The sequence below is a fragment of the Klebsiella sp. D-Nf1 genome (assembly GCF_002810515.1).
GTDB lineage: Bacteria > Pseudomonadota > Gammaproteobacteria > Enterobacterales > Enterobacteriaceae > Klebsiella > Klebsiella variicola.
This window is the reverse complement of the sequence record NZ_PIOK01000002.1, coordinates 114,624-140,172: the sequence shown is the minus strand read 5'-3', so window position 1 is coordinate 140,172 and position 25,549 is coordinate 114,624. Positions and strand designations below refer to the sequence as shown.

The 25,549-nt window shown below is 60.7% G+C and carries 22 protein-coding genes and 1 pseudogene; 13 read left to right on the top strand and 10 right to left on the bottom strand.

Annotated elements, in window-relative coordinates; translation table 11 throughout:
• Positions 1-12: 12 nt before the first annotated feature.
• Together CWM54_RS10625 and CWM54_RS10620 are read left to right on the top strand one after the other, a co-directional pair.
• Positions 13-366, top strand: a complete 354-nt coding sequence (locus tag CWM54_RS10625) for a glycerol dehydratase reactivase beta/small subunit family protein (protein WP_061153252.1) — start codon at positions 13-15, stop codon at positions 364-366.
• Positions 367-897: a cob(I)yrinic acid a,c-diamide adenosyltransferase gene (locus CWM54_RS10620; protein WP_061153251.1), complete on the top strand. Its 531-nt coding sequence runs from the start codon at positions 367-369 to the stop codon at positions 895-897.
• Here the strand turns inward: CWM54_RS10620 and dhaR are convergent.
• Both dhaR and CWM54_RS10610 read right to left on the bottom strand, forming a co-directional pair.
• Positions 875-2,800, bottom strand: coding sequence for a dihydroxyacetone kinase operon transcriptional regulator DhaR (gene dhaR / locus CWM54_RS10615; RefSeq protein ID WP_100697045.1), 1,926 nt, complete (start codon positions 2,798-2,800; stop codon positions 875-877). The two genes, CWM54_RS10620 and dhaR, sit on opposite strands and share 23 nt — an antisense overlap.
• Positions 2,801-2,901: 101 nt before the next feature.
• Positions 2,902-3,999 (bottom strand): glycerol dehydrogenase, encoded by a 1,098-nt coding sequence (locus tag CWM54_RS10610; RefSeq protein ID WP_061153249.1) that lies wholly within the window; start codon positions 3,997-3,999, stop codon positions 2,902-2,904.
• 252 nt (positions 4,000-4,251) lie between these two features.
• On the opposite strand from CWM54_RS10610, the pseudogene CWM54_RS10605 reads away from it, so the two are divergent.
• From CWM54_RS10605 to CWM54_RS10580, 5 genes and pseudogenes are all read left to right on the top strand, one after another.
• Positions 4,252-4,454, top strand: a pseudogene (locus CWM54_RS10605) (hypothetical protein).
• 156 nt (positions 4,455-4,610) lie between these two features.
• Entirely contained in the window at positions 4,611-5,681 is a 1,071-nt protein-coding gene (gene dhaK / locus CWM54_RS10595) for a dihydroxyacetone kinase subunit DhaK (protein WP_100676269.1), read from the top strand.
• Positions 5,682-5,691: 10 nt separating this feature from the next.
• On the top strand, positions 5,692-6,324 hold the full coding sequence (dhaL, locus tag CWM54_RS10590; protein ID WP_032736444.1) for a dihydroxyacetone kinase subunit DhaL: 633 nt from the start codon (positions 5,692-5,694) through the stop codon (positions 6,322-6,324).
• 10 nt (positions 6,325-6,334) lie between these two features.
• On the top strand, positions 6,335-7,756 hold the full coding sequence (gene dhaM, locus CWM54_RS10585) for a dihydroxyacetone kinase phosphoryl donor subunit DhaM (protein WP_100680623.1): 1,422 nt from the start codon (positions 6,335-6,337) through the stop codon (positions 7,754-7,756).
• Positions 7,757-7,831: 75 nt separating this feature from the next.
• A complete protein-coding gene (locus CWM54_RS10580) occupies positions 7,832-9,481 on the top strand; it encodes a glycerone kinase (protein ID WP_100697043.1) in 1,650 nt (549 codons plus the stop codon).
• Between the two features lie 101 nt (positions 9,482-9,582).
• On the opposite strand, the gene CWM54_RS10575 is transcribed toward CWM54_RS10580, so the two are convergent.
• Positions 9,583-10,359 (bottom strand): siderophore-interacting protein, encoded by a 777-nt coding sequence (locus tag CWM54_RS10575; RefSeq protein ID WP_165785918.1) that lies wholly within the window; start codon positions 10,357-10,359, stop codon positions 9,583-9,585.
• 237 nt (positions 10,360-10,596) lie between these two features.
• Between CWM54_RS10575 and CWM54_RS10570 the strand changes: the two genes are divergently transcribed.
• Together CWM54_RS10570 and ygjG are read left to right on the top strand one after the other, a co-directional pair.
• Entirely contained in the window at positions 10,597-11,151 is a 555-nt protein-coding gene (locus CWM54_RS10570; protein WP_004181384.1) for a PadR family transcriptional regulator, read from the top strand.
• 257 nt (positions 11,152-11,408) lie between these two features.
• Positions 11,409-12,788, top strand: coding sequence for a putrescine aminotransferase (gene ygjG, locus CWM54_RS10560; RefSeq protein WP_100680620.1), 1,380 nt, complete (start codon positions 11,409-11,411; stop codon positions 12,786-12,788).
• A gap of 53 nt (positions 12,789-12,841) precedes the next feature.
• On the opposite strand, the gene lsrG is transcribed toward ygjG, so the two are convergent.
• Genes lsrG through lsrA form a run of 6 tightly spaced genes read right to left on the bottom strand, consistent with a single transcriptional unit; the run spans position 12,842 to position 18,555 of the window.
• Positions 12,842-13,138 (bottom strand): (4S)-4-hydroxy-5-phosphonooxypentane-2,3-dione isomerase, encoded by a 297-nt coding sequence (gene lsrG / locus CWM54_RS10555; RefSeq protein WP_100680619.1) that lies wholly within the window; start codon positions 13,136-13,138, stop codon positions 12,842-12,844.
• The gene (gene lsrF, locus CWM54_RS10550; protein ID WP_100697039.1) at positions 13,135-14,022 is read right to left on the bottom strand and encodes a 3-hydroxy-5-phosphonooxypentane-2,4-dione thiolase; all 888 of its coding nucleotides are present in this window, start codon (positions 14,020-14,022) and stop codon (positions 13,135-13,137) included. The genes lsrG and lsrF overlap by 4 nt, the downstream gene beginning before the upstream one ends.
• Positions 14,023-14,033: 11 nt before the next feature.
• Positions 14,034-15,035: an autoinducer 2 ABC transporter substrate-binding protein LsrB gene (gene lsrB, locus CWM54_RS10545; protein ID WP_074387537.1), complete on the bottom strand. Its 1,002-nt coding sequence runs from the start codon at positions 15,033-15,035 to the stop codon at positions 14,034-14,036.
• Positions 15,036-15,037: 2 nt separating this feature from the next.
• A complete protein-coding gene (gene lsrD / locus CWM54_RS10540) occupies positions 15,038-16,036 on the bottom strand; it encodes an autoinducer 2 ABC transporter permease LsrD (RefSeq protein ID WP_100697037.1) in 999 nt (332 codons plus the stop codon).
• Positions 16,037-17,071 (bottom strand): autoinducer 2 ABC transporter permease LsrC, encoded by a 1,035-nt coding sequence (gene lsrC / locus CWM54_RS10535; protein WP_100697035.1) that lies wholly within the window; start codon positions 17,069-17,071, stop codon positions 16,037-16,039.
• Entirely contained in the window at positions 17,068-18,555 is a 1,488-nt protein-coding gene (gene lsrA, locus CWM54_RS10530; RefSeq protein WP_100697033.1) for an autoinducer 2 ABC transporter ATP-binding protein LsrA, read from the bottom strand. Before lsrA ends, lsrC begins: the two co-directional genes overlap by 4 nt.
• A gap of 218 nt (positions 18,556-18,773) precedes the next feature.
• Here lsrA and lsrR point away from each other — a divergent pair, with 218 nt between their 5' ends.
• The 3 genes from lsrR to CWM54_RS10515 all read left to right on the top strand — a co-directional run bounded on the left by lsrR (position 18,774) and on the right by CWM54_RS10515 (position 23,588).
• Positions 18,774-19,745 carry a transcriptional regulator LsrR gene (lsrR, locus tag CWM54_RS10525; protein ID WP_086549899.1) on the top strand — a complete coding sequence of 324 codons (972 nt, stop codon included), beginning with the start codon at positions 18,774-18,776 and terminating at the stop codon, positions 19,743-19,745.
• A gap of 37 nt (positions 19,746-19,782) precedes the next feature.
• A complete protein-coding gene (gene lsrK / locus CWM54_RS10520; RefSeq protein WP_100697031.1) occupies positions 19,783-21,381 on the top strand; it encodes an autoinducer-2 kinase in 1,599 nt (532 codons plus the stop codon).
• A gap of 185 nt (positions 21,382-21,566) precedes the next feature.
• The gene (locus tag CWM54_RS10515; RefSeq protein WP_100697029.1) at positions 21,567-23,588 is read left to right on the top strand and encodes an NADPH-dependent 2,4-dienoyl-CoA reductase; all 2,022 of its coding nucleotides are present in this window, start codon (positions 21,567-21,569) and stop codon (positions 23,586-23,588) included.
• A gap of 252 nt (positions 23,589-23,840) precedes the next feature.
• Here the strand turns inward: CWM54_RS10515 and rlmG are convergent, their stop codons facing one another.
• Positions 23,841-24,971: a 23S rRNA (guanine(1835)-N(2))-methyltransferase RlmG gene (gene rlmG / locus CWM54_RS10510; protein WP_100697027.1), complete on the bottom strand. Its 1,131-nt coding sequence runs from the start codon at positions 24,969-24,971 to the stop codon at positions 23,841-23,843.
• A gap of 70 nt (positions 24,972-25,041) precedes the next feature.
• On the opposite strand from rlmG, the gene CWM54_RS10505 reads away from it, so the two are divergent.
• Positions 25,042-25,542, top strand: coding sequence for a M48 family metallopeptidase (locus CWM54_RS10505; RefSeq protein ID WP_061153236.1), 501 nt, complete (start codon positions 25,042-25,044; stop codon positions 25,540-25,542).
• The last annotated feature ends 7 nt before the right edge of the window (positions 25,543-25,549 follow it).

The window sequence follows — 25,549 nt, the reverse complement described above, 5'->3', positions numbered from 1 at the left end:
GAGGGGACCGTCATGACGCTTTCACCGCCAGGCGTACGCCTGTTTTACGATCCGCGCGGGCACCATGCCGGCGCCATCAATGAGCTGTGCTGGGGGCTGGAGGAGCAGGGGGTCCCCTGCCAGACCATAACCTATGACGGAGGCGGTGACGCCGGTACGCTAAGCGCGCTGGCGGCCAGAAGCTCGCCCCTGCGGGTGGGCATCGGGCTCAGCGCGTCCGGGGAGATAGCCCTCACTCATGCCCAGCTGCCGGCGGACGCGCCGCTGGCTACCGGACACATCACCGATAGCGGCGATCATCTGCGTACGCTCGGCGCCAACGCCGGGCAGCTGGTAAAAGTTCTACCGTTAAGTGAGAGAAACTGAATGTACCGTATCTATACCCGCACCGGGGATAAAGGCACCACCGCCCTGTACGGCGGCAGCCGCATCGAGAAAAACCATATTCGCGTCGAAGCTTACGGTACCGTCGATGAACTGATATCCCAACTGGGCGTCTGCTACGCCACGACCCACGACGCCGGGCTGCGGGAAAGCCTGCATCAGATTCAGGAGACGCTGTTCGTGCTGGGGGCTGAACTGGCCAGCGATGAGCGGGGTCTGGCCCGCCTGAGCCAGACGATCGGCGAAGAGGAGATCACCGCCCTGGAGCGGCTTATCGACCACAATATGGCTGAGAGCGGCCCGTTAAAACAGTTTGTGATCCCGGGGAAGAATCTCGCCTCCGCCCAGCTGCACGTGGCGCGCACGGTGGCCCGTCGGCTCGAACGCTTGCTGACGGCCATGGACCGCTCGCATCCGCTGCGCGACGCGCTCAAACGCTACAGCAATCGTCTGTCGGATGCCCTGTTCTCCATGGCGCGTATCGAGGAGACTAGGCCTGATGCTTGCGCTTGAACTGGCTGGCGTCAATATCGTACTGCTTCATTTTGCGCCACAGGGTAGTGCGGCCGATATTGAGCAACTGCGACATCTCCTGCACCCGCCCGCTGGTCACCCGGGCGGCGTGAATGATGGCTTCCTTTTCGATGGCGCTAAAGGTCAGGCTGGCCGGCAGCAGCGATGACGCGCTATCCCCGCCCGGCCGCTTGGAAAAGAGATATTCCGGCAAATTACTCAGGCGAATGTGGCCGTTATCGCTGCTGATGGCGATGTTTTCAATGACGCTGTTGAGTTCAAAATCATTCCCCGGCCACGAGTAGGCCACCAGCTGCGCCAGCGCGTCATCGTCCACTTTCAGTCGCGAAGAGAAACGCTTCTCCAGGCTTTTCAGCCGGTTATGCACCAGCGATGGGATACTGTTGCGCCGGGCGCGCAGCGGCGGGATGACGATCTCGAACGAGTGCAGCGCATAGTACAGCTGGCGGCTAAAGCGGTTCTGTTCCACCAGGTTGGCCAGATCGACGGTGGTGGTGGCAATCACCTTCACATCCACCGGGATCAGGCGCCGGGCGTCGAGGCGAGTGAGCACCCCCTGCTTAATCACCTGCAGCAGGGCCGACTGCAGCTCCGGCGCCAGATACTCAATCTTTTCCAGAAACAGGGTGCCGCCGTTGGCCAGCTCAAGCCGGCTCAGGCGGCCATTCTCATCGTCAGTGGGGGCGCTGCCCATAAAGTCCTGGCCCAGCACGCTGTCGGCATACAGCTGGCAGTTGACGGCGATGTAGGGGCCGCCCGCCCGCTCGCTTTCATTGTGGATGGCCTGGCTCAGCAACTCTTTCCCGACTCCTTCTTCGCCGCACAGCAGCACCGGGAAGCCGCCGCGCGCCGCCTGACGGCCAAAGTGGATCAGGCGCCGGGTTTCCGGATCGTCGGCTGACATCTGCTCAAAGGTGTGGCTGACTTTACCCAGCTGGCTAGTCATCAGCTGTCGCATCTGCTCCACCGGGTGCAGGAGCAGGATAAAGCTGTTGCCTTGTGCCTCGACAATCGGTTTTAAGGTGATCACCGCGTCGACAAACTGATGCTGGCTTTCGAAAGTGACTTCAACGTGATTCAGGCCGCGGGCGTGCTTGATGGCGCGGCGCAACAGCGCCGGGAGGGTCACCAGATCGGCGATATTTTTTCCCTGGCTGGCCTGGGTATCAAGATGCAGCAGTCTTGCCGCCTGAACATTGAGAAACTGCAGGACGCCCTGCTCGTTCCACGCCATCACGCCATCGTCCATGCTCTCCAGCAGGCCATACATCTGATTGAGGTGGCGGTTGGACTCCGCCAGCAGGCTGTCAGTGAGCAGGGAATTACCCACTTCGCGGGCGATGGCCAGCGTCAGGGAGAGGTCGGCGCTGGACTGCTGCTCCACCAGGCAGCCGAGGGAGATGGAGCCGAACAGCCGCCCGTGGTTATCAAACACCGGCGTCGAACAGAAACTCCACGGCTGCAGCGCCTGCTTAAAATGCTGATCGCCGGCGGTATTAATCGGCTGCCCCTGCATCGCGGCAAGTGACAGCGCGCAGCTGCCGATAATGCTCTCCGCGCAGTAGCTGCCGTCGCGAAATCCCAGTTCAGCCAGCTGCGCCAGGGTTTGCGGTTCACCGCAGCGACTCAGGATGCAGGCGGACTCATCAAGAATAAACAGCGCGCAGGGACGGCCGTCCATAAACTCCCAGGCGTCCTCCAGCGCCGCCTGACCAATGGTCAGCAGCGCAGTTTTACGCCGACAGATCGAGTCGAAGGTCAGGCCCTGGGCCTGGTGCGGCGTTTGCCAGGTTTCGCGCTGCATAAACTTGCTGCAGCGATGCCATGACTGGGCGATGACGGAAGAGACCGCCTTCCCGGTATCCTGAGTCTGAACAGTCATATCCTTTTCCGCGTTTTACCATAGAGAACCCCTCCGGCAGCAACTGCCAGAGGGGAGAAAGAAAAACCGCTGACCTGCGCCAGCGGTTTAGTCACAGCGAATTAACGCGCCAGCCACTGCTGGCCTAACAGATCGGCGGTGAGGATAGCGGCGTGAACGCTCTCCGGGGTCACTGCAAACGGCATATTGTGAATGGTTTCCCCTTCCGCGCAGGTGGCTTTCGCCACCGCGGCGATTTTCGCGTCGATCCCCTCTTTGACGCCCATCTGCGCGAGCGTCACCGGCAGACCAACGCGCTGACAGAAGCCCAGCACGGTTTCAATCTCGTCCAGCGGGCTGTTCTGCAGCACCAGCTGCGCCAGGGTACCGAAGGCCACTTTCTCACCGTGATACAGATGATGGCACTCTTCGAGGATAGTGAAGCCATTGTGGATCGCATGGGCGGCGGCGAGGCCGCTGCTTTCAAAACCAATGCCGCTGAGGTAGGTGTTCGCCTCGATGATGCGCTCCAGCGCTTCGGTCACCACCCCCGCCTGCGCCGCCAGACGCGCCTTTTCGCCCTCTGCCAGCAGCGTATCATAGCACAGGCGGGCGAGGCTCAGCGCCGCCTCGGTGGACTGCCCCCCGGCCATGCTGGTGGCGCGCGCATCGTAGCAGGCCTTGGCCTCAAACCAGGTGGAGAGCGCATCGCCCATGCCGGAGACCAGCAGACGCACCGGCGCTTTGGCAATAATCGCTGTGTCCATCACCACCATATCCGGGTTTTTCGGATAGATCAGATATTCTTCAAACTCGCCCGCTTCGGTGTAGATCACTGACAGCGCGCTGGTCGGCGCATCGGTTGAGGCGATGGTCGGGATCACCACCACCGGCAGCTTCTGGTAATAACCGATCGCCTTCGCGGTATCGAGGGTTTTACCGCCGCCGATGCCGACCACGCCGCGGCAGCCCTGTTTTTGCAAAATCGCCATCAGCCGGTTAATTTCCGCATGGCTGCATTCGCCGTTAAACCGTTCCGCATGGCAGCGAATATCGTGACTCTGCAGGCCATTCACCACTTTCTCCCCCGCCAGCTTCATCACGAAGTCGTCGGCGATGACGAAGAAGCTCTCCGCCAGGTTTTTGGCATATTGACCGAACAGGACAGCAGCATCAGGACCCTGAAGATATTTGGCTGGAGATTGAATAACTTTTAGCATTCCTTTCACCCTCAAATAAGTGCGCATGTAGACATGATGAGCCCTGGCGTTATCCGCGCCGGCCGGTAAAACGCGGCCTGAATGGAACGGTACCGGAGCAGTGCGATCACTGTAGGGCCGGCAGGGAACAAAAAAATCTTTCGCCTTTTTGTTCTGATATGAAACACAGCTTAAATTTTTACGTTTCATATTGGAACAAAAAACCCTACTCTCCGTCAGGATTGCGATCGCGATCCGCTCCTCTGCCGCATAATGCCCTTACCATCCCCCTTTTTCGGCCGTCTTTTCTCCCACTGTCGGATGAAAATCAGCAAAAAATTTTTCCCACCCGCTTCGTCAGCCACCCTGACCGGCGCCTATGGCAAGACAAAAAAAGCGCGCCAGCTCGCATTTTCATCGTTTCCTCAGCAAAAACGTTCCATAAAGAAACAAAACCAGGAAGTAATGTTTCGTAATGGAACCTAATCGCCGGGGCATTCTTTTTTTCGCCCGCTCAGCCAGAATCATCATATCGCCAGGCACGCTGCACCGTCAGACGATACCCCCTACACGATGACCGCCTCCGTCAGCAGAGAGGCTGCATCGAACCTTCTCCAACGGAGCACTGAATAATGAAAAAGCTGATTAACCGTGTTGAAGATGTACTGAATGAACAATTACAGGGGCTGGCTAAAGCCCATCCGCAATTGACCCTGCATCAGGACCCGCTGTATGTCACCCGCGCCGACGCGCCGGTGGCCGGCAAGGTTGCCCTGCTCTCCGGCGGCGGCAGCGGCCATGAGCCGATGCACTGCGGCTACATCGGCCAGGGGATGCTCTCTGGCGCCTGCCCGGGGGAAATCTTCACCTCGCCGACGCCGGACAAAATGTTCGAATGCGCGATGCAAATTGACGGCGGCGAAGGCGTTCTGCTGATTATCAAAAACTACACCGGCGACATCCTGAACTTCGAAACCGCCACCGAGCTGCTGCATGAGAGCGGCATTAAAGTCACCACCGTAGTGGTCGACGACGACGTGGCGGTGAAAGACAGCCTCTATACCGCCGGTCGCCGGGGCGTCGCCAATACCGTGTTGATCGAAAAACTGGTCGGCGCCGCCGCCGAGCGCGGCGACTCGCTGGAAGCCTGTGCTGAACTGGGCCGCCGCCTGAACAATCTCGGCCACTCGATTGGTATTGCCCTCGGCGCCTGCACTGTACCCGCCGCCGGGCAGCCCTCCTTTACGCTGAAAGATGACGAGATGGAGTTTGGCGTAGGCATTCACGGCGAGCCGGGCATCGACCGCCGCCGCTTCAGCTCGCTGGACCAAACCGTCGATGAGATGTTCGATACCCTGCTGGAGAATGGCGCCTACAGCCGCACGCTGCGCCAGTGGGATACCGTCAAGGGCGCGTGGCAGGAAGTGAAGCAGAGCAAAACCGCGCTGCAAAACGGCGACCGGGTTATCGCGCTGGTCAATAACCTCGGCGCCACCCCGCTTTCTGAACTGTATGGCGTGTATCACCGCCTCGCCCAGCGCTGCGAAGCGTCCGGCATCATCATCGAACGCAACCTCATCGGCAGCTACTGTACCTCGCTGGATATGTCGGGCTTCTCCATCACTCTGCTGAAAGTGGATGATGAGACGCTGGCGCTATGGGACGCCCCGGTTCATACCCCGGCGCTGAACTGGGGAAACTAAGGAGCACACCATGTCACTGAACAGAACGCAAATCGTCGACTGGCTGTACCGCTGCGGCGATATCTTCACCAAACAGAGCGATTTTCTCACCGGCCTCGATAAAGAGATCGGCGATGCCGACCACGGCCTCAATATGCACCGCGGCTTCAGCAAGGTGGTGGAAAAGCTGCCGTCGATCGCTGATAAAGACATCGGCTTTATTCTCAAGAATACCGGTATGACGCTGCTCTCCAACGTTGGCGGCGCCAGCGGCCCGCTGTTCGGCACCTTCTTTATTCGCGCCGCGCAGGTCACCCAGGCCCACCAAAGCCTGACCCTTGACGAACTGTACCTGATGATCCGCGAAGGCGCGGACGGGGTGGTCAACCGCGGCAAAGCGGAGCCAGGGGATAAAACCATGTGCGACGTCTGGCTGCCGGTGGCGGACTCCCTGCGCCAGTCCAGCGAGCAGCACCTGTCGATCGCCGCCGCGCTGGATGCCGCCTGCGAAGTGGCCGAGCGTGCGGCCCACGCCACCATCACCATGCAGGCGCGTAAAGGCCGCGCCAGCTATCTCGGCGAGCGCAGCATCGGACATCAGGATCCCGGCGCAACCTCGGTGCTATTTATGGTTCAGATGCTGGCCGCCGCCGCCAAAGAGTAAGGAAATCGCGATGGTAAACCTGGTTATTGTTTCTCATAGCGCCCGGCTGGGCGAAGGTGTCGGAGAACTGGCCCGGCAGATGTTAATGAACGATGGCTGCAAGCTGGCGATCGCCGCCGGGATCGACGACCCCGACAGCCCGATCGGCACCGATCCAATAAAAGTCATGGAGGCGATCGAATCCGTGGCCGATACCGATCACGTGCTGGTGATGATGGATATCGGCAGCGCGTTGCTCAGCGCCGAAACCGCCCTCGATCTGCTCGATCCGGCGATAGCCGCGAAGGTGCGGCTTTGCGCCGCGCCGCTGGTGGAAGGGACGCTGGCGGCCACCGTCAGCGCTGCCTCCGGCGCCGGGATCGACAAGGTGATAGCCGACGCCATGAGCGCTCTGGAAGCCAAGCGGATCCAGCTGGGTTTACCTTCGCCAACCCCTGACGCCGCCCCGGCGCCGACGCTTGCCGACGACGGCGACCGCAAATCGCTTGCGGTGATCATTCAGAACCACAACGGCCTGCACGTGCGACCGGCGTCGAAGCTGGTCGCCGCGCTGGCGGGTTTTAATGCCGATCTGCTGCTGGAGAAAAACGGGAAGTGCGTCAAACCGGACAGCCTTAACCAAATCGCGCTATTGCAGGTGCGCCGTAACGATAAACTGCGGCTGCTGGCCCGCGGTCCGGATGCCGACGCGGCGCTGGCGGCGTTTCAGGCGCTGGCCGCCGATAACTTCGGTGAATCACCTGCGGGGCAACCGGCAGCGGCTCCGGCAACGCCCGAGCGCGTCGAAGGCGTTGCGCTGCGCTATCCGCTGGCCCTGATCCAGCCAGTCAGCCCGGCTGCCGCCGATGTCGCCCGCGAACAGCAGCGCCTGCGCCAGGCCATCGACCAGACGCTGGCGGATCTCACCGCCCTGACCGAGCTGGCAGAAAATAAATTAAACGCCGACATCGCGGCGATCTTCGCCGGGCACCACACTCTGCTCGATGATGACGATCTGTTTGATGCCGCCAACGATCGTCTGCTCACCGAACAATGCTCGGCGGAATGGGCGTGGCATCAGGTGCTGATGGAGATCAGCCACCAGTACCGCCAGCTGGATGACCCCTATCTGCAGGCGCGCTATATCGATATCGAAGATATTCTGCAGCGCACGCTGCGCCATCTGCAGGGTATTCAGGAGACGCTGCCGACGCCCGGCGAGCCGACGATTATTATTGCCGACAACATTTATCCATCGACCGTCTTACAGCTGGATGCCAGCCTCGTCAAAGGCCTGTGCCTGCGCGACGGCAGCGAACAGGCCCACGGCGCGATTATCGCCCGCGCCGCGGGGATCGTCTGGCTGTGCCAGCAGGGCGAGGCGCTGAACAGCGTGCAGCCCGGCGAGACTATCGCGCTCGATATGCGTAACCAACGCCTTATCCGTGACTAAAATTCACGTTGACCGTTACCGCTCCGGAGGCCTGCCTCCGGAGGGTGAGTTTTCGCTTACTCTTCAGGAACCACTATGTCTCAATTCTTTTTTAACCAGCGCGCCAGCCTCGTCAACGATGTGATTGAGGGAACCATTATCGCCAGCCCGTGGAATAACCTCGCCCGGCTGGAGAGCGACCCGGCGATCCGGGTAGTGGTCCGTCGCGACCTGAATAAAAACAACGTGGCGGTGATCTCCGGCGGCGGCGCCGGCCATGAACCGGCGCACGTCGGCTTTATTGGTAAAGGCATGCTGACCGCTGCAGTCTGCGGCGATCTGTTCGCCTCACCGAGCGTCGACGCGGTGCTTACCGCTATTCAGGCGGTGACCGGCGAGGCAGGTTGCCTGCTGATCGTCAAAAACTACACCGGAGACCGGCTTAACTTCGGCCTGGCGGCGGAGAAAGCGCGCCGACTCGGCTATAACGTTGAAATGCTGATCGTTGGCGACGACATTTCGCTGCCGGATAACAAACAGCCGCGCGGCATCGCCGGGACCATTCTGGTACATAAAGTGGCGGGCTATTTCGCCGAGCGCGGCTTCAACCTCGCCACCGTCCTGCGTGAAGCGCAATACGCCGCCAACCATACCGCCAGTATCGGGGTGGCGCTGGCCAGCTGTCATCTGCCGCAGGAAGCGGAAAGCGCGCCGCGCCATCAGGCCGGTCACGCCGAGCTGGGAATGGGCATCCACGGTGAGCCCGGGGCCTCAACCATCGCCACGCATAACAGCGCGGAAATCGTCAACCTGATGGTGGAAAAACTGACTGCCGCCCTGCCGGAAACCGGCCGCCTGGCGGTGATGCTTAATAACCTCGGCGGCGTGTCGGTGGCTGAGATGGCGATCCTGACCCGCGAGCTGGCCAACACCCCGCTGCAGGCGCGCGTTGACTGGCTGATAGGCCCGGCCTCGCTGGTGACAGCGCTGGATATGAAAGGCTTCTCGCTGACCACCATCGTGCTGGAAGAGAGTATTGAGAAAGCACTGCTGTCGGATGTGGAAACCGCCAGCTGGCAGAAGCCGGTGCAGCCGCGGGCAGTTAACATCATGCCGTCCACTCTCGCCAGCGCGCGCGTCGACTTTACGCCCTCAACCAACCCGCAGGTGGGCGATTACGTCGCGCAGGTGACCAGCACCCTCTCCGGCCTTGAAGCCCATCTCAACGCGCTGGACGCCAAAGTGGGCGACGGGGATACCGGCTCCAGCTTCGCCGCCGGGGCGCGTGAGATTGCCGACCTGCTGCAGCGCCAGCAGCTGCCGCTAAACGATTTGCCAACGCTCTTCGCGCTGATCGGCGAACGCCTGACGGTGGTGATGGGCGGCTCCAGCGGGGTATTGATGTCGATCTTCTTCACCGCTGCCGGGCAGAAGCTGGGGCAAGGCGCCAGCGTGGCCGAGGCGCTGAACGCCGGCCTGGAGCAGATGAAGTTTTACGGCGGCGCCGATGAGGGAGACCGGACGATGATCGACGCTCTACAGCCGGCGCTGGCGGCGCTGCTCGCCGAACCGGATAATCTGCAGGCCGCTTTTGCCGCGGCGCAGGCCGGCGCGGATCGCACCTGCCAGTCGGGCAAAGCTGGCGCCGGACGCGCGTCCTATCTCAATAGCGATAGCCTGCTCGGCAATATGGACCCCGGCGCCCACGCGGTGGCGATGGTGTTTAAGGCGCTCGCGGAACGATAAGTCTCCCCCGGTGGCGCTGCGCTTACCGGGGCTACAAATCGGCGCCAACCGTAGCCCGGATAAGGCGCAAGCCGCTATCCGGGTTTTACCACGATGGCTTTTTACTTACTGTGCCAGTACGCCTGGGAACGCACCAGCTGCTGATCGATACTCTCGTCTTCAAAGCGCGCCAGCAGCGATTTCACCACCGCGCCTTCGCCGGTCAGCCAGATAAAATAATCCTCCGCCGGCACCTTAACCTGCGCCAGGCGCTCGGCGACGAACGCCGGGTTGTGGCCCACCACCCACTCGATGTTAAAGCCGTCGAGATCCGCCAGATAATCTTTATATGACGCATCGGCGATTGTGACGATGGCCGTCACCTGCAGCGTCACCGGCAGCTGGCGTAATCCCAGCAGACGACGGCGCAGCGCCGGCATGCCGGACTCATCGCAGACATACAGCTGCCAGGCATAATCTTCCGGCACCACCAGCGAGCCGCGCGGCCCGCCGATCACCAGCTTATCGCCCACTTTTGCTTCCAGCGCCCAGCGGCTGGCAATTCCGCCATCGTGGATATAGAAATCGTAAGCCAGCTCGTGACGTTCGGCATCGTACAGCGGCGTATAGTCGCGGGTGGCTGGCCGCACGCCCTCGCCCCAGTCAATCCCCTCCTCGGTCACCTGCGGTGGGGCAAATGCCGCGCCCGGCTCCGGGAAGAAAAGCTTGGTATGGTCGTCAAAACCGTGAGAAGCGAAGCCTGCCAGCACCTCGCCTCCCAGCACGATACGCTGGAACGCCGCGCCAACGCGCTCCACGCGCAGGACCGTCAGCTCACGGAAACGCAGCTCATTGCGGACACGCTGCGGGTACTTGTCTGCTTTTGTTTTTGTCATCATCGTTCGCCTTCGTGACAGGAAATAGATATATCTAAATTTGATGCAAATGATAATGATTGCCAACTAAAAACAATGCAAGTCTTTTTTTGATATAGTCAAAACAAACCGCATCAAAATCCACAGCTCAAAAATAAAAACATAAATATCAACAGCTTAAAAAATAAATGGCAACCAGCATTGCGAACATTCATTTTTTAGATATAAATTAGATATATCAAAACACAACAGGAGGTAACCATGCGACATCATCATGAAGAGGGGCGTGGGCCACGCGGGCGCCACGGTGACCCCAGCGAACACGGCGACCATGGCCGCCGCGGCGGCGGACGTCGCCAGCGTTTCTTTGGCCACGGCGAGCTACGGTTGATCATTCTGGACATCCTCAGCCGCAGCGCCAGTCACGGCTATGAGTTGATCAAAGAGATCGAAACGCTTACCCAGGGGAACTACAGCCCCAGCCCGGGAGTGATCTACCCGACGCTGGATCTGCTCCAGGACCAGGGCCTTATCAGCGTGGAAGACGACAACGGACGCAAAAAAATCGTCATCAGCGAGGAGGGAAAACAGCTGCACGCGGAGAACCAGGAGCACCTGGCCCATATCCAGGAGCGTCTCCAGGCGCGGATGGTCGGCTGCGAGCTGCGCCGGGATCCGCAGATGAAGCGCGCGCTGGAAAACTTCAAAGCGGTTCTCGACCTGAAAGTGAACCAGCAGGCCAGCAGTGCCGCCCAGCTCAAGCAGATCATCGGCATTATCGACCGGGCGGCGATGGAGATCTCTCAGCTCGACTAAGCCTCTTTTGTTACCACCGGCTGCCCCGCCCTGGGGCAGCTCGCACCACGACGGATCGCCCCGTTCATCGCCGCCAGGCAGAAAATCTCGTCAGCTCAGGAATAAAACGTGCCAATAGTGGCGCAATGAGATTAAATTTTACACATTTCGTCTTTTACTTTGCATTTATCCCGATTTTCACCGCTTCTGCCGAACTGGCGTAATCCCTGCAATACTTAATCCAGTATCGTGTGATACGTCCGCCCCAGGAGCACATTTTGAACAGGTTACCTTCCAGCGCATCGGCTCTGGCCTGCAGCGCACACGCACTGAATCTCATTGAAAAGCGCACGCTTGATCATGAGGAAATGAAAGCACTTAACCAGGAGGTCAGGGAATACTTTAAAGAGCATGTGAATCCGGGGTTTTTAGAGTATCGAAAATCGGTCACAGCCGGCGGGGATTACGGAGCCGTAGAGTGGCAAGCGGGAGGGTTAAATACGCTTGTCGACACCCAGGGACAGGAATTTATCGACTGCCTTGGTGGGTTTGGCATCTTCAATGTAGGGCACCGTAATCCAGTTGTGGTATCCGCCGTCGAGAATCAACTCGCGAAACAACCGCTTCACAGTCAGGAACTGCTGGATCCGCTACGCGCGATGCTGGCGAAAACCCTGGCGGCCTTAACGCCCGGCAAACTAAAGTACAGTTTCTTCTGCAACAGCGGTACCGAATCGGTAGAGGCGGCCATCAAGCTGGCGAAAGCCTATCAGTCGCCGCGCGGTAAATTTACCTTCATCGCCACCAGCGGCGCCTTCCACGGTAAATCGCTGGGCGCGCTGTCTGCCACCGCGAAATCGACCTTCCGTAAACCGTTTATGCCGTTGCTGCCGGGTTTCCGCCACGTGCCGTTCGGTGATATCAACGCCATGCGCTCCATTCTTAGCGAGTGCAAGAAAACCGGCGACGACGTCGCGGCGGTGATCCTCGAGCCGATTCAGGGCGAAGGGGGCGTGATCCTCCCGCCGCAGGGGTATTTGCCGGCGGTGCGTAAGCTGTGCGATGAGTTTGGCGCCCTGCTGATCCTCGACGAAGTGCAGACCGGCATGGGCCGCACCGGCAAGATGTTCGCCTGCGAGCATGAGAACGTCCAGCCCGACATTCTGTGTCTGGCGAAAGCGCTCGGCGGCGGCGTGATGCCGATCGGCGCAACGGTGGCGACGGAAGAGGTCTTCTCGGTGCTGTTCGACAACCCGTTCCTGCACACCACCACCTTCGGCGGTAACCCGCTGGCCTGTGCGGCGGCGCTGGCGACGATCAACGTGCTGTTGACGCAAAACCTGCCGGCGCAGGCGGCGCAGAAAGGCGATATGTTGCTGGACGGTTTCCGCCTGCTGGCGCAGGAGTATCCGGACCTGGTGAATGAAGTGCGCGGGAAAGGCATGCTGATGGCCATCGAGTTTGTCGATAACGAGATTGGCTATAACTTCTCCAGCGAGATGTTCAGACAGCGGGTGCTGGTCGCCGGGACGTTAAACAACGCCAAGACGATCCGCGTTGAACCGCCGCTGACCCTCACCCTGGAGCAGTGCGAGCAGGTGCTGAAAGCGGCGCGTAAGGCGCTGGCGGCCCTGCGCGTCTCGGTTGAAGAAGCGTAATAAGTGCCCCTCACCCTCTCCCTCAGAGAGAGGGTGAGGGTGAAGGAACTCCCTCACATCTGCGGTAACAGGCCGATAAAGCTGCGTTTCTGCCGCGGCTGCGACATCATCTCCTCCAGCTTTTCGACGCAGGCTAAATAGTGCGGCGTCTTCTTATGCGCCAGCACCGCCTCATCGTCTTTATAGGCTTCGTAGATAAAAAAGCGGGTTTTCACTTCGGGATCCTGCAGGACATCAAAGCGCAGGTTGCCCGGCTCCTGCAGCGCGCCTTCGTGGTTGGCGCGAAACACCTCGAGAAACTCATCCACCCGCTCGGGTTTAATATTGATCTCCACCAGCGTCACGTTCATTTCAGCTCTCCCTGTTTCTCTTCCTGCCAGAACTGATACGCTTCGCGCGCGTTCAGATTCTCATGCACCACCTTTTTCACCGCCTTCAGCATCGCGCGCGGGGCGCTGGACTGGAAGATATTGCGCCCCATATCCACCCCGGACGCCCCCTGATCGATCGCCCGCCAGCACATCTCCAGCGCCTCATGCTCCGGCAGTTTTTTACCGCCGGCGATCACGATCGGCACCGGACAGCTGGCGGTCACTTTTTCAAAACCTTCCTCAACAAAGTAGGTCTTCACGAACTGCGCCCCCATTTCGGCGGCAATCCGGCTGGCCAGCGAGAAGTAGCGCGCATCACGGGTCATCTCTTTGCCGACGCCGGTAACCGCCAGGACCGGCATACCGTAGCGATTGCCGGCATCCACCAGCTTGATGATGTTATTGATCGACTGATGTTCGTATTCGCTGCCGATATAGACCTGCGCCGCCACCGCGCAAACGTTGAGACGCAGCGCGTCTTCCATCGCCACCGCCACGCATTCGTTGGAGAGTTCGCTCAAAATCGAATTGCCGCCGGAGGCGCGGAGCACCACCGGCTTATTGGTGGCCGCCGGTACCTGGCTGCGCAGTACGCCGCGGGTGCACATCAGCACGTCGGTGTCGGCAAACAGCGGCGCAATCGACAGGTCGATACGCTCCAGCCCGGTCGTTGGCCCCTGGAAGTAGCCGTGATCGAAGGCCAGCATCACCGTGCGGTTGCTGTTCGGATTAAAGATGCGCGCCAGCCGCGACTGCATCCCCCAGTCCAGCGAACCACAGCCTTTCAGGGTATACAGCGTGTTCTGCTGCGGGCGGTCGATACCGAAGTCCTTACCCTCTTTGATGTCGTCTAAATCAGCCATCTCATCCTCCGTCAGAAGTCGTAGTTGTTGATGTTCTCTTTGCTGAACACCACGCGCTCCGGCAGCAGCACGATGCCGTTGCCCTTCGCCTCATACTGGTAGCCCTGCACGCTATTCGGTTCGACCTTCAGCGAGCCGATGTCTTTCACCTCAACGCTGTCGCCGACGTTAAGATCGCCCTTTTTCAGCAATCGATCGGCGACATTAACCGCAATTTTGCCCTGCTGAACCACATCCCACAGGCCGAACGCTTTCACCGTGCCGCGCTCAACATACGGGCGCATCACGTTCGGCGTACTAAAGCCGACGATCGCCACGCCCTGACGCTTGAGGTTCTCCGCCGCCTGCGCCGCCGCCGGCAGCGCATTGGCATCCGGCGCGATAATGGCGTCGAGATCCGGATACGCTTTTAAGATCCCCTCGGCGGTTTGCAGCGATTTGGTGGCATCGTTATAGCCAAACTGGGTGGTGACGATTTGCCACTGTGGATGCTCTTTTTCGATTTTGGCTTTGGCTTCCTTCACCCACTGGTTCTGGTCGGTCACCGTTGGGCTTGAGTAGAAAAACGCGACTTTGGCGGCAGGTTTGGTCACCTGCTTTTCCGCCATCTCGACCAGCAGGCCGCCGAGCTGCTGCGGCGTGCCCTGGTTGATATAGATGCTGCGGCACTCCGGCTTGGTATCGGAATCCCAGGTCAGGACTTTCACCCCGCGCTGCATCGCCCGCTTCAGCGCCGGGCACAGGCCGTCCGGCGAGACGGCGGAGACGATAATCGCGTTGTAGCCCTGGTTGACGAAGTTGTTGATAAGCTGCACCTGGCCGGAGACGCTGGGCTCGGTGGGGCCGTCATAGGTGACATCCACGCCCAGCGCTTTCCCCGCCTCTTTCGCGCCGTTGCCGCCGCTGGTAAAGAAGCCAACGCCGACCAGCTTAGGAATAAAGGCGATGCGGTCCGCCGCTTGCGCGGTAACCACGCTCATCGCCAGCGCCAGCACGATCAGTTTTAATTTCATTGTTATGCTCCGATTGTTTTATGCGAGAAAAGACGCCGCCAGGTCGCGCGCACCCATTCACGGTGCAGGCTTAGCGAACGCCCCATCACCACCACAACCAACAGCGCCCCTGACAGCGCGCTCGACACCTGGTTGGGGATGCCGACCATCTGTAAACCCTGTTGCAGATACCCCACCAGCAATGCCGCCAGCGCGGTACCCAGTATCGATCCCGAGCCGCCGTAAATATTGGCCCCGCCGAGTACCGCCGCGGTCAGCGCCGGCATCAGCAGGTCGCGGCCTAAATCCGAACGCGCCGAGCCGAAATAGGAGACCATCACCAGCGCCGCGACCGCCGAGGCGATACCGACCAGGCCATACAGCACGTACGGGATGCCGTTCACCGACAGCGCGGCATAGCGCGCGGCGCGCGGGTTTTGCCCGAGTAAAAAGAGATGGCGGCCAAAGCGCCCGCGATGAGCCAGCAGCCAGAAGAAAAAGGTGATAACCGCGAATAGCACCAGCGGTAGCGGCAGTCCGGCGAGAGTTAAATTGGCGAAGGCGGTGAAACTATCGGGGAAGCCGCCAATCCCCTCGTAGCCGGTGGCCCCCGCCATCCCGGAAAGCAGCAGCGCGCCGCCGCCGTACAGATACAGCGTACCGAGCGTGATCACCAGCGGGCTGATGCCGGTGTAGTGGATCAGCGCGGCGTTGAATAACCCGCACAGCAGCCCCAACAGCAACGTCAGCGATACCGCGAGCCACAGCGGCCAGCCCGCCTGGGTCATCACCCCGAGGGCGATGGCGCACAGGCCGATGGTCGAGCCCAGCGAAATATCGATCCCGCCGCTTATGATCACCAGCGTCAGCGGCAGCGCGACGATGCCGATGCAGATAAAGTCGCTGGTGCTAAAGAGCAGCATATTGAGATCCAGCATGCGCGGATTCAACGCGCCGAACAGCAGGATCTCCACGATCAGCAACGCCAACAGCGCGCTTTCCCAGTTAAGCTTCAGCTTCATTTAAGCCACCTCTTTGCTTTTGCGTTCGGGAAAGCAGGCAATCTGTTTGCCCCCTTTGTTACCGGGCTGGAAACGGCTGTACTTCAGCGCCCGCTGATGGCGGGCCAGCGCCTGGCGCAGGCGGCCATCGAGCACCAGCACGCCAAGCAGCACCAGGCCGGCGATAAAGTCATTCCACCAGGCGGGAAGGCGGAACAGCACCAGCACGGTGTCGATTTGGGTGAGGAAAAAGGCGCCGAGAAACGCGCCGAGCAGCGTGCCGGTACCGCCGAGCAGCGAGATCCCGCCCAGTACGCAGGCGGCGATGGCTTTCATCTCCAGGCCGCTGCCGGTCTGATTAGGCACAAAACCAATCTGCGCAGCGAAGACGATCCCGGCGCAGGCCGCCAGCATACCGTTGAGGGTAAAGGCCAGCATCCGCGTGCGGTTGACCGCCACGCCCAGCTGGCGCGCGGCGGCGAGGTTATCGCCAACGGCGTAAAAATCACGACCAAAGGCGGTACGCGACAGCAGCCAGCCGCCCGCCAGCAGCAGCGCCAGCACCAGCCAGCCCAGCAGCGACACGCCGATAAACGCCGGCTCCGAGAGCGATTTCAGGCTGTCGGGCAAGCCTTCGATCCATTTCCCGCCGGTCCACAGCAACATCACCCCGCGATACAACCCCAGCGTACCGAGCGTCGCGACGATCGCCGGGATGCGCAGCCCCACCACCAGCAGGCCGTTAAACGCCCCGGCCAGCGCGCCAATCGCCAGCGCAAAGGCGATAGCCGTCGCCAGCCCGTAACCGTTGTTCAGCGCCACGCCGACGGCGATGGCGCACAGCCCAACGGTCGAACCTACCGACACATCAATATTGCGGGTCAGCATCACCAGCGTCGCGCCCAATGCCAGCAGGCAGAGGATCTGCGAGCTGGCGAAAATCATCGCCAGCGTCTGCAGGCTGAAATAGGCTGGATTGAGCGCCACCAGCACCACAAACAGCGCCACGATGGCAAAGAAGGCGCTCAGTTCGCGATTCTTCAGTAACGTTTTCATGCCTGCCCTCCGAAGGCCAGGGTCATCATGCGATCGACGGTCACCGCCTGTCGCGCCAGTTCGCCGCTGTAGCGGCCCTGATGCATCACCAGCACCCGGTCGGCCAGGCCAACGAACTCATCCAGATCGGAGGAGATCATCAGCACCGCCACGTTTTGCGCGGCCACGCTTTTGAGTAGTTGATAGATATCGGCGCGCGCGGAGACATCCACGCCGCGCGTCGGCTCATCGACAATCAGCAGTAACGGATTAGCTTCCAGACAGCGCGCCAGCAGCACCTTCTGCTGGTTACCGCCAGAGAGCGTGCGCACCGGCTGATCGCCATCGGCCAGCTTGATCCCCAGCGCCCGGTGATAGCGCTCAACCACCGCCGCCTCCCGTTTCCCCTGCTGCCACCACGACGGCTGATTGAACATCACCGTGTTCCAGCGCACCGGCGCATCGAGAAACAGCCCCGAGACCTGGCGGTCTTCCGGCAGATAGACCAGCCCGCTGGCCAACCTGGCGCGGGTGCTGTCGCGGCTAATCTCGCGGTTCTCCAGCCAGATCCGCCCGGCGCGCGGTGGACGCAGGCCGTATAAGGTTTCGGCAAATTCGGTGCGCCCGGATCCCACCAGCCCGGCCAGACCGACAATCTCTCCGGCGCGGATCTCCAGATTGAGATCGATAAAGCCCTCTCCGGTGAGATCCTCCACTCGCAGCACGGGAAAGTCCTGCGGTTGAGTACGGCGGTTGCCCGGTAGCGCCAGCCACAGCTTTTGCGTATCGCTCAGCGCATGGTCGCGGCTGGCCGGCGTCATCGCGTTAATCAGTTGCTCATCGCGATAAGCCGCGGTCTCGCCGCTCAGCACCACCGCGCCATCGCGCATCACCGAAATATGGCTGGCAAGCTGGCGGATTTCGGGCAATTTGTGTGAGATAAAGACGATCCCAACGTCCAGCGCCTGTAACGCGCGGATCTGGCTAAACAGTCTCTCGGTTTCACCCGGCGTTAAAGAGGCGGTGGGTTCATCCAGGATCAGGATCCGCGCCTCGCGCATCAGGCCGCGCAGGATCTCGACCATCTGTTGATCGGCCACTTCAAGCGTGCTGCCGCTGGCATCGAGGTTAATCTGGCAGTTCAGCTGCTGCAGTTTGTCCTGCAACCGCGCGGCGGTATCCGCCCGCTTCGGCAGGCGGAAAAGAATGTTTTCGCGCACGCTGAGATTGGGAAACAGCATCGGCTCCTGCGGCACCAGATAGATGCCCAACTGGTGCGCCAGCGCCGGGTTGAGGCGCGCAAACGCGCGGTCGCCGAGCGTCAGTTCACCGCTGTCCGGCGTTTCGACGCCGGCGATGATCTTCATCAGCGTTGATTTACCCGCGCCGTTGCCGCCCATCAGCGCATGTACCTGGCCCGCATGCAGCGTGAAGTCGATGCCCTTCAGCACCGCAACACCGGAGAACTGTTTGCAAATCTGGCGAGCTTCAAGCAGTGGCTTCATCGTCGCGCCTCGTTTGAACAAATGATTTTTAAATTTAATAATGTTCAAAAGCGTAGACGGTGAACTATATTTACAACCGTGCGAAGATCACAGTTTGGCGCTTTAGATCTTTTCGAAAAAAGGCGCCAGCGATGAAAGATCCGTTTTGCCAGTCGGCTCACACTTTCCGGCCGCGCAATAGCGAACATATGATCTAAATTTTTATAAGAGTTCAATTTATGAGCGAAAAACGCATTACGGAAGAGAACCGCTACGCCGGGCTGGCGTTAGCCGAGGAAGAGCTGGTGGCGCGGGTGGCGTGGTGCTACTACCACGACGGCCTGACGCAAAATGACATCGGCGAGCGTTTGGGGTTGCCGCGGCTGAAGATTTCACGCCTGCTGGAGAAAGGCCGCCAGTCCGGGGTGATCCGCGTGCAGATCAACTCGCGCTATGAAGGCTGCCTGGCGCTGGAAAGTGAACTCCAGCAGCGCTTTGGCCTCAAGATTGCCCGCGTGCTGCCGGCGCTCAACACCCCGCCGATGAATACCCGGCTGGGGATCGGCGCGGCGCAATCGCTGATGGGCATTCTGCAGCCGGGACAGCTGCTGGCGGTCGGCTTCGGCGAAGCCACCATGAGCTGCCTGCAGCATCTCAGCGGCTTTATCGGCTCGCAGCAGGTGCGGCTGGTGACCCTCTCCGGCGGCGTCGGCCCGTATATGACCGGCATCGGCCAGCTGGATGCCGCCTGCAGCGTCAGCATTATTCCGGCGCCGCTGCGGGTCTCTTCGGCGGAGGTCGCCGAGATCCTGCGCCGCGAGTCGAGCGTGCGCGACGTGATGCTGGCGGCGACGGCGGCGGACGCGGCGGTGGTTGGCATTGGCGCCATCGATCAGCGGCGCGACGCCACCATTTTACGCTCCGGCTATATCAGCGAGGGCGAACAGCTGATGTACGCGCGCAAAGGCGCGGTCGGCGACATTTTAGGTTATTTCCTGCAGGCCGACGGCCGGCCGGTAGAAGGACTGGAGATCCATCGGGAACTGCTCGGCGTAACCCTGGATGAGCTGGCGCAACTGCCAACCATCGTCGGCGTCGCCGGGGGAGAAGAAAAAGCGCAGGCGATTTATGCCGCTCTGACTGGAAAGCGCATCAATGGCCTAGTAACGGAAGAGACAACAGCACGCGCGGTGCTTACCCTGGCCTCCTGATGGTCATGCGCCGCGCGACAACAGCGAGGCGCATGTCATGAGTTACCTGTTAGCGTTAGATGCCGGGACCGGCAGCATTCGGGCGGTCATTTTCGATCTTAATGGCCACCAGCTGGCGGTAGGCCAGGCCGAATGGAAACACCTGAGCGTCGATAACGTCCCCGGCTCGATGGAGTTCGACCTTACCACCAACTGGCAGCTGGCCTGCCAGTGCATTCGCCAGGCGCTCGACGCCGCCCGGCTCTCTGCCGCCGATATTCAATCCGTTGCCTGCTGTTCGATGCGCGAAGGGATCGTCCTCTATGACCGCGACGGCGAGGCCATCTGGGCCTGCGCCAACGTCGATGCCCGCGCCAGCCGCGAAGTGGCGGAGCTGAAAGAGATCCACGACTATCGCTTTGAGTCTGAGGTATACGAGGTCTCCGGGCAAACCCTGGCGCTAAGCGCCATGCCGCGCCTGCTGTGGCTGGCGCACCACCGCCCCGATATCTACCGTAAAGCGGCGACCATCACCATGATCAGCGACTGGCTGGCAGCGAAGCTTTCCGGCGAGCTGGCGGTCGACCCGTCAAACGCGGGCACCACCGGCATGCTCGATCTGTTCAGCCGCGACTGGCGTCCGGCGCTGCTGGATATGGCCGGGCTGCGCGCCGATATGCTGTCGCCGGTCAAAGAGACCGGTACCCTGCTGGGCGCCGTCACCGAAGCGGCGGCGCATGAGAGCGGGCTGCGCGCCGGGACGCCGGTAGTGATGGGCGGCGGCGACGTCCAGCTCGGCTGCCTGGGCCTTGGGGTGGTGCGCGCCGGGCAAACTGCGGTACTCGGCGGCACTTTCTGGCAGCAGGTGGTCAACCTGCCGCAGGTGCGTACCGATCCGCAGATGAATATTCGTGTTAATCCTCATGTCATTCCCGGCATGGCGCAGGCGGAATCGATCAGCTTCTTTACCGGTCTGACCATGCGCTGGTTTCGCGACGCCTTTTGCGCTGAAGAAAAACTGATTGCCGAGCGGCTCGGCGTCGATGCCTATTCGCTGCTGGAGGAGATGGCCAGCCGCGTGCCCGCCGGTTCCCACGGCGTGATGCCTATTTTTTCCGACGCCATGCACTTTAAGCAGTGGTACCACGCTGCGCCGTCGTTTATTAACCTCTCCATCGATCCGGAAAAGTGCAATAAAGCGACCCTGTTCCGCGCGCTGGAGGAGAACGCGGCGATTGTCTCCGCCTGCAACCTGGCCCAGATTTCGCAGTTCTCCGGGGTAACATTCGAGAGCCTGGTGTTTGCCGGCGGCGGCTCGAAGGGGGCGCTATGGAGCCAAATCCTCAGCGACGTCACCGGCCTGCCGGTGCGGGTGCCGGTGGTCCGCGAAGCCACCGCTCTGGGCTGCGCTATCGCCGCCGGAACCGGCGCCGGACTGTATGGCGATATGGCCAGTACAGGAGAACGGTTAGTGAGCTGGCACCGCGAGTTCACCCCAAATCCGCAGCATCGCGAGCTGTATCAGGAGATGATGAGCAAGTGGCAGACGGTGTACGCCGATCAGCTTGGCCTTGTCGATAGCGGGCTGACCACCTCAATGTGGCAGGCGCCGGGCCTGGAGCGCCGCCAGCGTGTTGCGTCTTCCCCCTCACCCTAACTACCGGTGCCGCTCCGCCTCACCCCGGCCCTCTCCCTTTGGGAGAGGGCCGGGGTGAGGGACAACGAGTTCCGTTCTTTGAATCCCATCACAATCACCGCACTCCCCTTTTCCCTTTTTCTCCGCGACGGCTAAATTAGTAACTCATCCGACCACATAACAATAATTTTACATTGGAAGCCACTATGAGCCGCTATCCGTCGCTTTTCGCCCCGCTTGAGCTGGGCTTCACAACGCTCAAAAACCGCGTGTTGATGGGCTCGATGCACACCGGGCTGGAAGAACTGCCGGACGGCGCGCAGCGGCTGGCGGCCTTTTACGCCGAACGCGCCCGTCACGGCGTGGCGCTGATCGTCACCGGCGGCATCGCTCCGGCGTCCTCTGGCGTTACCATGGCCGGCGGCGCGGTACTCAACGATGCCAGCCACCTGGCGCACCATCGCCATATTACCGACGCGGTACACCAGGAAGGCGGCAAAATCGCCCTGCAGATCCTGCATACCGGGCGCTACAGCTATCAGCCCGCGCTGGTGGCCCCCTCGGCGCTACAGGCGCCGATTAACCGTTTTACGCCCCATGAACTGAGCCACGATGAGATCCTGACGCTGATCGATGATTTTGCCCACTGCGCCCAGCTGGCACGGGAGGCGGGCTATGACGGCGTCGAAGTGATGGGTTCTGAGGGCTATCTGATTAACGAATTTCTCGCCGCGCGTACCAACCAGCGCGACGATCAATGGGGCGGCGATTATGCCAGGCGCATGCGTTTCGCCATTGAAGTGGTTAAGGCGGTGCGCCAGCGCGCCGGCCACGATTTCATTATCATCTACCGCCTGTCGATGCTCGATCTGGTCAACGACGGCAGCACGCTGGCGGAAGTCACCGAACTGGCTAAAGCGATTGAAGCGGCGGGGGCGACAATTATCAACACCGGGATTGGCTGGCACGAAGCGCGCATTCCGACCATCGCCACGCCGGTACCGCGCGGAGCGTTCAGCTGGGTCACCCGCAAGCTGAAAGGCGCGGTGTCGATCCCGTTGATCACCACCAACCGCATCAACGATCCGCAGGTCGCGGAGGATATTCTCGCCCGCGGCGATGCCGATATGGTATCGATGGCCCGCCCGTTCCTCGCTGACGCCGAATTTATGTCAAAAGCGCAGAACGATCGTGCCGATCAGATCAATACCTGCATCGGCTGTAACCAGGCGTGTCTCGATCGGATCTTCGTCGGCAAAGTTACCTCCTGTCTGGTCAACCCGCGCGCCTGCCATGAAACCCTGATGCCGGTCCTGCCTGCCAACGCGCCTAAACGGCTGGCGGTCGTCGGCGCCGGTCCTGCCGGTCTGGCCTTCGCCGTTAACGCCGCCGCCCGCGGCCATCACGTCACGTTGTTCGATGCGCTCCCGGAGATCGGCGGTCAGTTTAATATCGCCAAACAGATCCCCGGAAAAGAGGAGTTCCACGAGACGCTGCGTTACTACCGCACCATGCTCGATCTTCATGGTGTCGATCTACGCCTGAACACCCGCGCCACGGCAGACGATCTGCTGGCGTTCGATGAGACGATCCTCGCCACCGGTATCGCCCCGCGCCTGCCGGCGATCGCCGGGATCGATCATCCCAAGGTGCTGAGCTACCTGGATGTCTTACGCGATAAAGCACCGGTTGGCACGAAGGTGGCGATTATCGGCTGCGGCGGTATCGGCTTCGACACCGCGATGTATTTAAGCCAGTCGGGCGTGGCCACCAGCCAGGATATCGGCGAGTTCTGCCGCGAATGGGGTATCGATACCAGCCTGCAAACGGCGGGAGGGCTGAGTGCTGAAGGCCCGCAGCTGAGTAAAAGCCCGCGACAGATTGTGATGCTACAGCGCAAAGCCAGCAAACCGGGCGAAGGGCTCGGCAAAACCACCGGTTGGATCCACCGCGCGACGCTGCTGGCGCGCGGCGTGAAAATGATCCCGGCGGTCAGCTATGAAAAGATCGATGATGAAGGGTTACACGTCACTATCGGCGGCGAGCGCCAACTGCTGGCAGTGGATCAGGTGATTATCTGCGCCGGTCAGGAGCCGCGCCGCGAGCTGGCGGATCCGCTGCGCGCGGCGGGGAAAACGGTGCATTTAATCGGTGGTTGCGACGTGGCGGCAGAGCTGGATGCGCGCCGGGCGATTGCCCAGGGCACAAAACTGGCGCTGGCGATTTAGCGCTGTCCCGGGGGCGGCGCGATGCGCCTTCCCCGGGCTACCACGATAATCCCGGACGGTAGCCCTGCTAAGGCGACAGTCGGTAGCCCGGCTAAGGCGACAGCCGCAAGCCGCAAGCCGGGGAAACAGCGACACGAATCAGCGCTGCTTACGCACCTTGGTTGCTTTCAAAACCACGAACTTGTTATTGGTCGCAATAGTCGGTAGCCCGGCTAAGGCGACAGCCGCAAGCCGGGGAAACAGCGACACGAATCAGCGCTGCTTGCGCACCTTGGTTGCTTTCAAAACCACGAACTTATTGTTGGTCGCAATGGTAGTGCAATTACCAAACGCGCGCTTCAGTTTACGGAAGTAATCAAGATGGCGGTTGCCGACGACGTACAGCTCGCCGCCGTATTTCAGGCTGCGACGGGCGTCATTAAACATCTGCCAGGCAATATGATCGGTAATCGCGTGCTGCTGATGGAACGGCGGATTGCACAGAATCGCCGTAAAGCGATCCGGCTCAATGCCGGAGAGCGAGTTGTTGACCATAAATTCGCAGCGCTCGATATCATCCGGCAGGTTGTGCTCGACGTTCAAACGGCTGGAAGCCACCGCCATATGCGACTCATCGGTGAACATCACGCTGGCGTTCGGGTTCTGCGCCAGCGCCTGCAGGCCAATCACCCCGTTGCCGCAGCCGAGATCGGCGATCTCGCCTTCCAGATCGGACGGCAAATGTTCGAGGAAGAAGCGCGCGCCGATATCCAGGCCGCTGCGGGCAAAAACGTTGGCATGGTTATGGATGGTCCACGGCGTGCCGTCCAGCTTCCAGCTGTAGGTTTGCGGCGCATCGGCAAGCTTAGGCGCGGTGAAAACGCAGTGGATCAGACGCGCTTTTTTCCATGCCAGCGAGGTGGTGGTGGTGCCAAGGATTTTTTCAAACAGCGCCAGCGTCGAGTTGTGCACATCACGGGCTTTCGCCGCGGCGATAATGCGGGTTTCCGGCGTCACCACTTCGCGCAGGGCGCGCAGCTGCTGTTCGAGCAGCGCCAGCTGTTTTGGCACCTTAATCAGCACCAGCGCCGACGCTGCCGGCAGTGGGCTCAGGCTATCCTGAAAGCGCACGCTCTCTTCATCGATACCGTTCATCCGCAGGTTGTGGCGGGTCGCCAGCTCAGAGATAAAGGAATCGTTGATGCTGACCGGGTTGCGCTCCGCCAGCGCGCAGGCGAGCGCGCCGAAGCCGTCGTTGAAGATGAGCGTCAGGCCGTCGACGTCATTCACCTGTTGCAGCAGATATTCATCCGCCGCTTCCCATGCCTGTAGCGCTTCTTCTTCAGCGTTAGGTGGGAACCGCTCTAATGTGAATAACTCACCGTTTAACTCTGCCTGGCTCATCGCCCCTCCGAAATGCTAAAATTCGCGCGTGTTATCGCTCAATTCTCCGGAGAAGTAAACTTTTTTCACCATGAACACGCTACCTTACCTTCAGGGCTACCCTGAATCGCTGCTGTCGCAGGTGACGACCTTAATCGAGCAAGACCGCCTCGGCGAGGTGCTGCAAAAGCGTTATCCGCAGGGGCATGACGTTAACAGCGATAAAGCGCTGTATCAGTACACCCAGGATCTGAAGGCCCGCTTTCTGCGCGGAGCGGCGCCGATCAACAAAGTGATGTACGACAGTAAAATCCACGTGCTGAACAATGCGCTCGGCCTGCATACCGCGATTTCCCGCGTTCAGGGCGGCAAGCTGAAAGCCAAAGCGGAGATCCGCGTAGCGACAGTGTTTCGCGACGCGCCGGAAGCGTTTCTGCGCATGATCGTGGTCCATGAACTGGCGCATTTGAAAGAGAAGGATCACAACAAAGCTTTCTACCAACTGTGCTGCCATATGGAGCCGCAGTACCATCAACTGGAGTTCGATACCCGCCTGTGGCTGACGCACCTTTCGTTAAATCGTTCTGCGTAGTGACGCA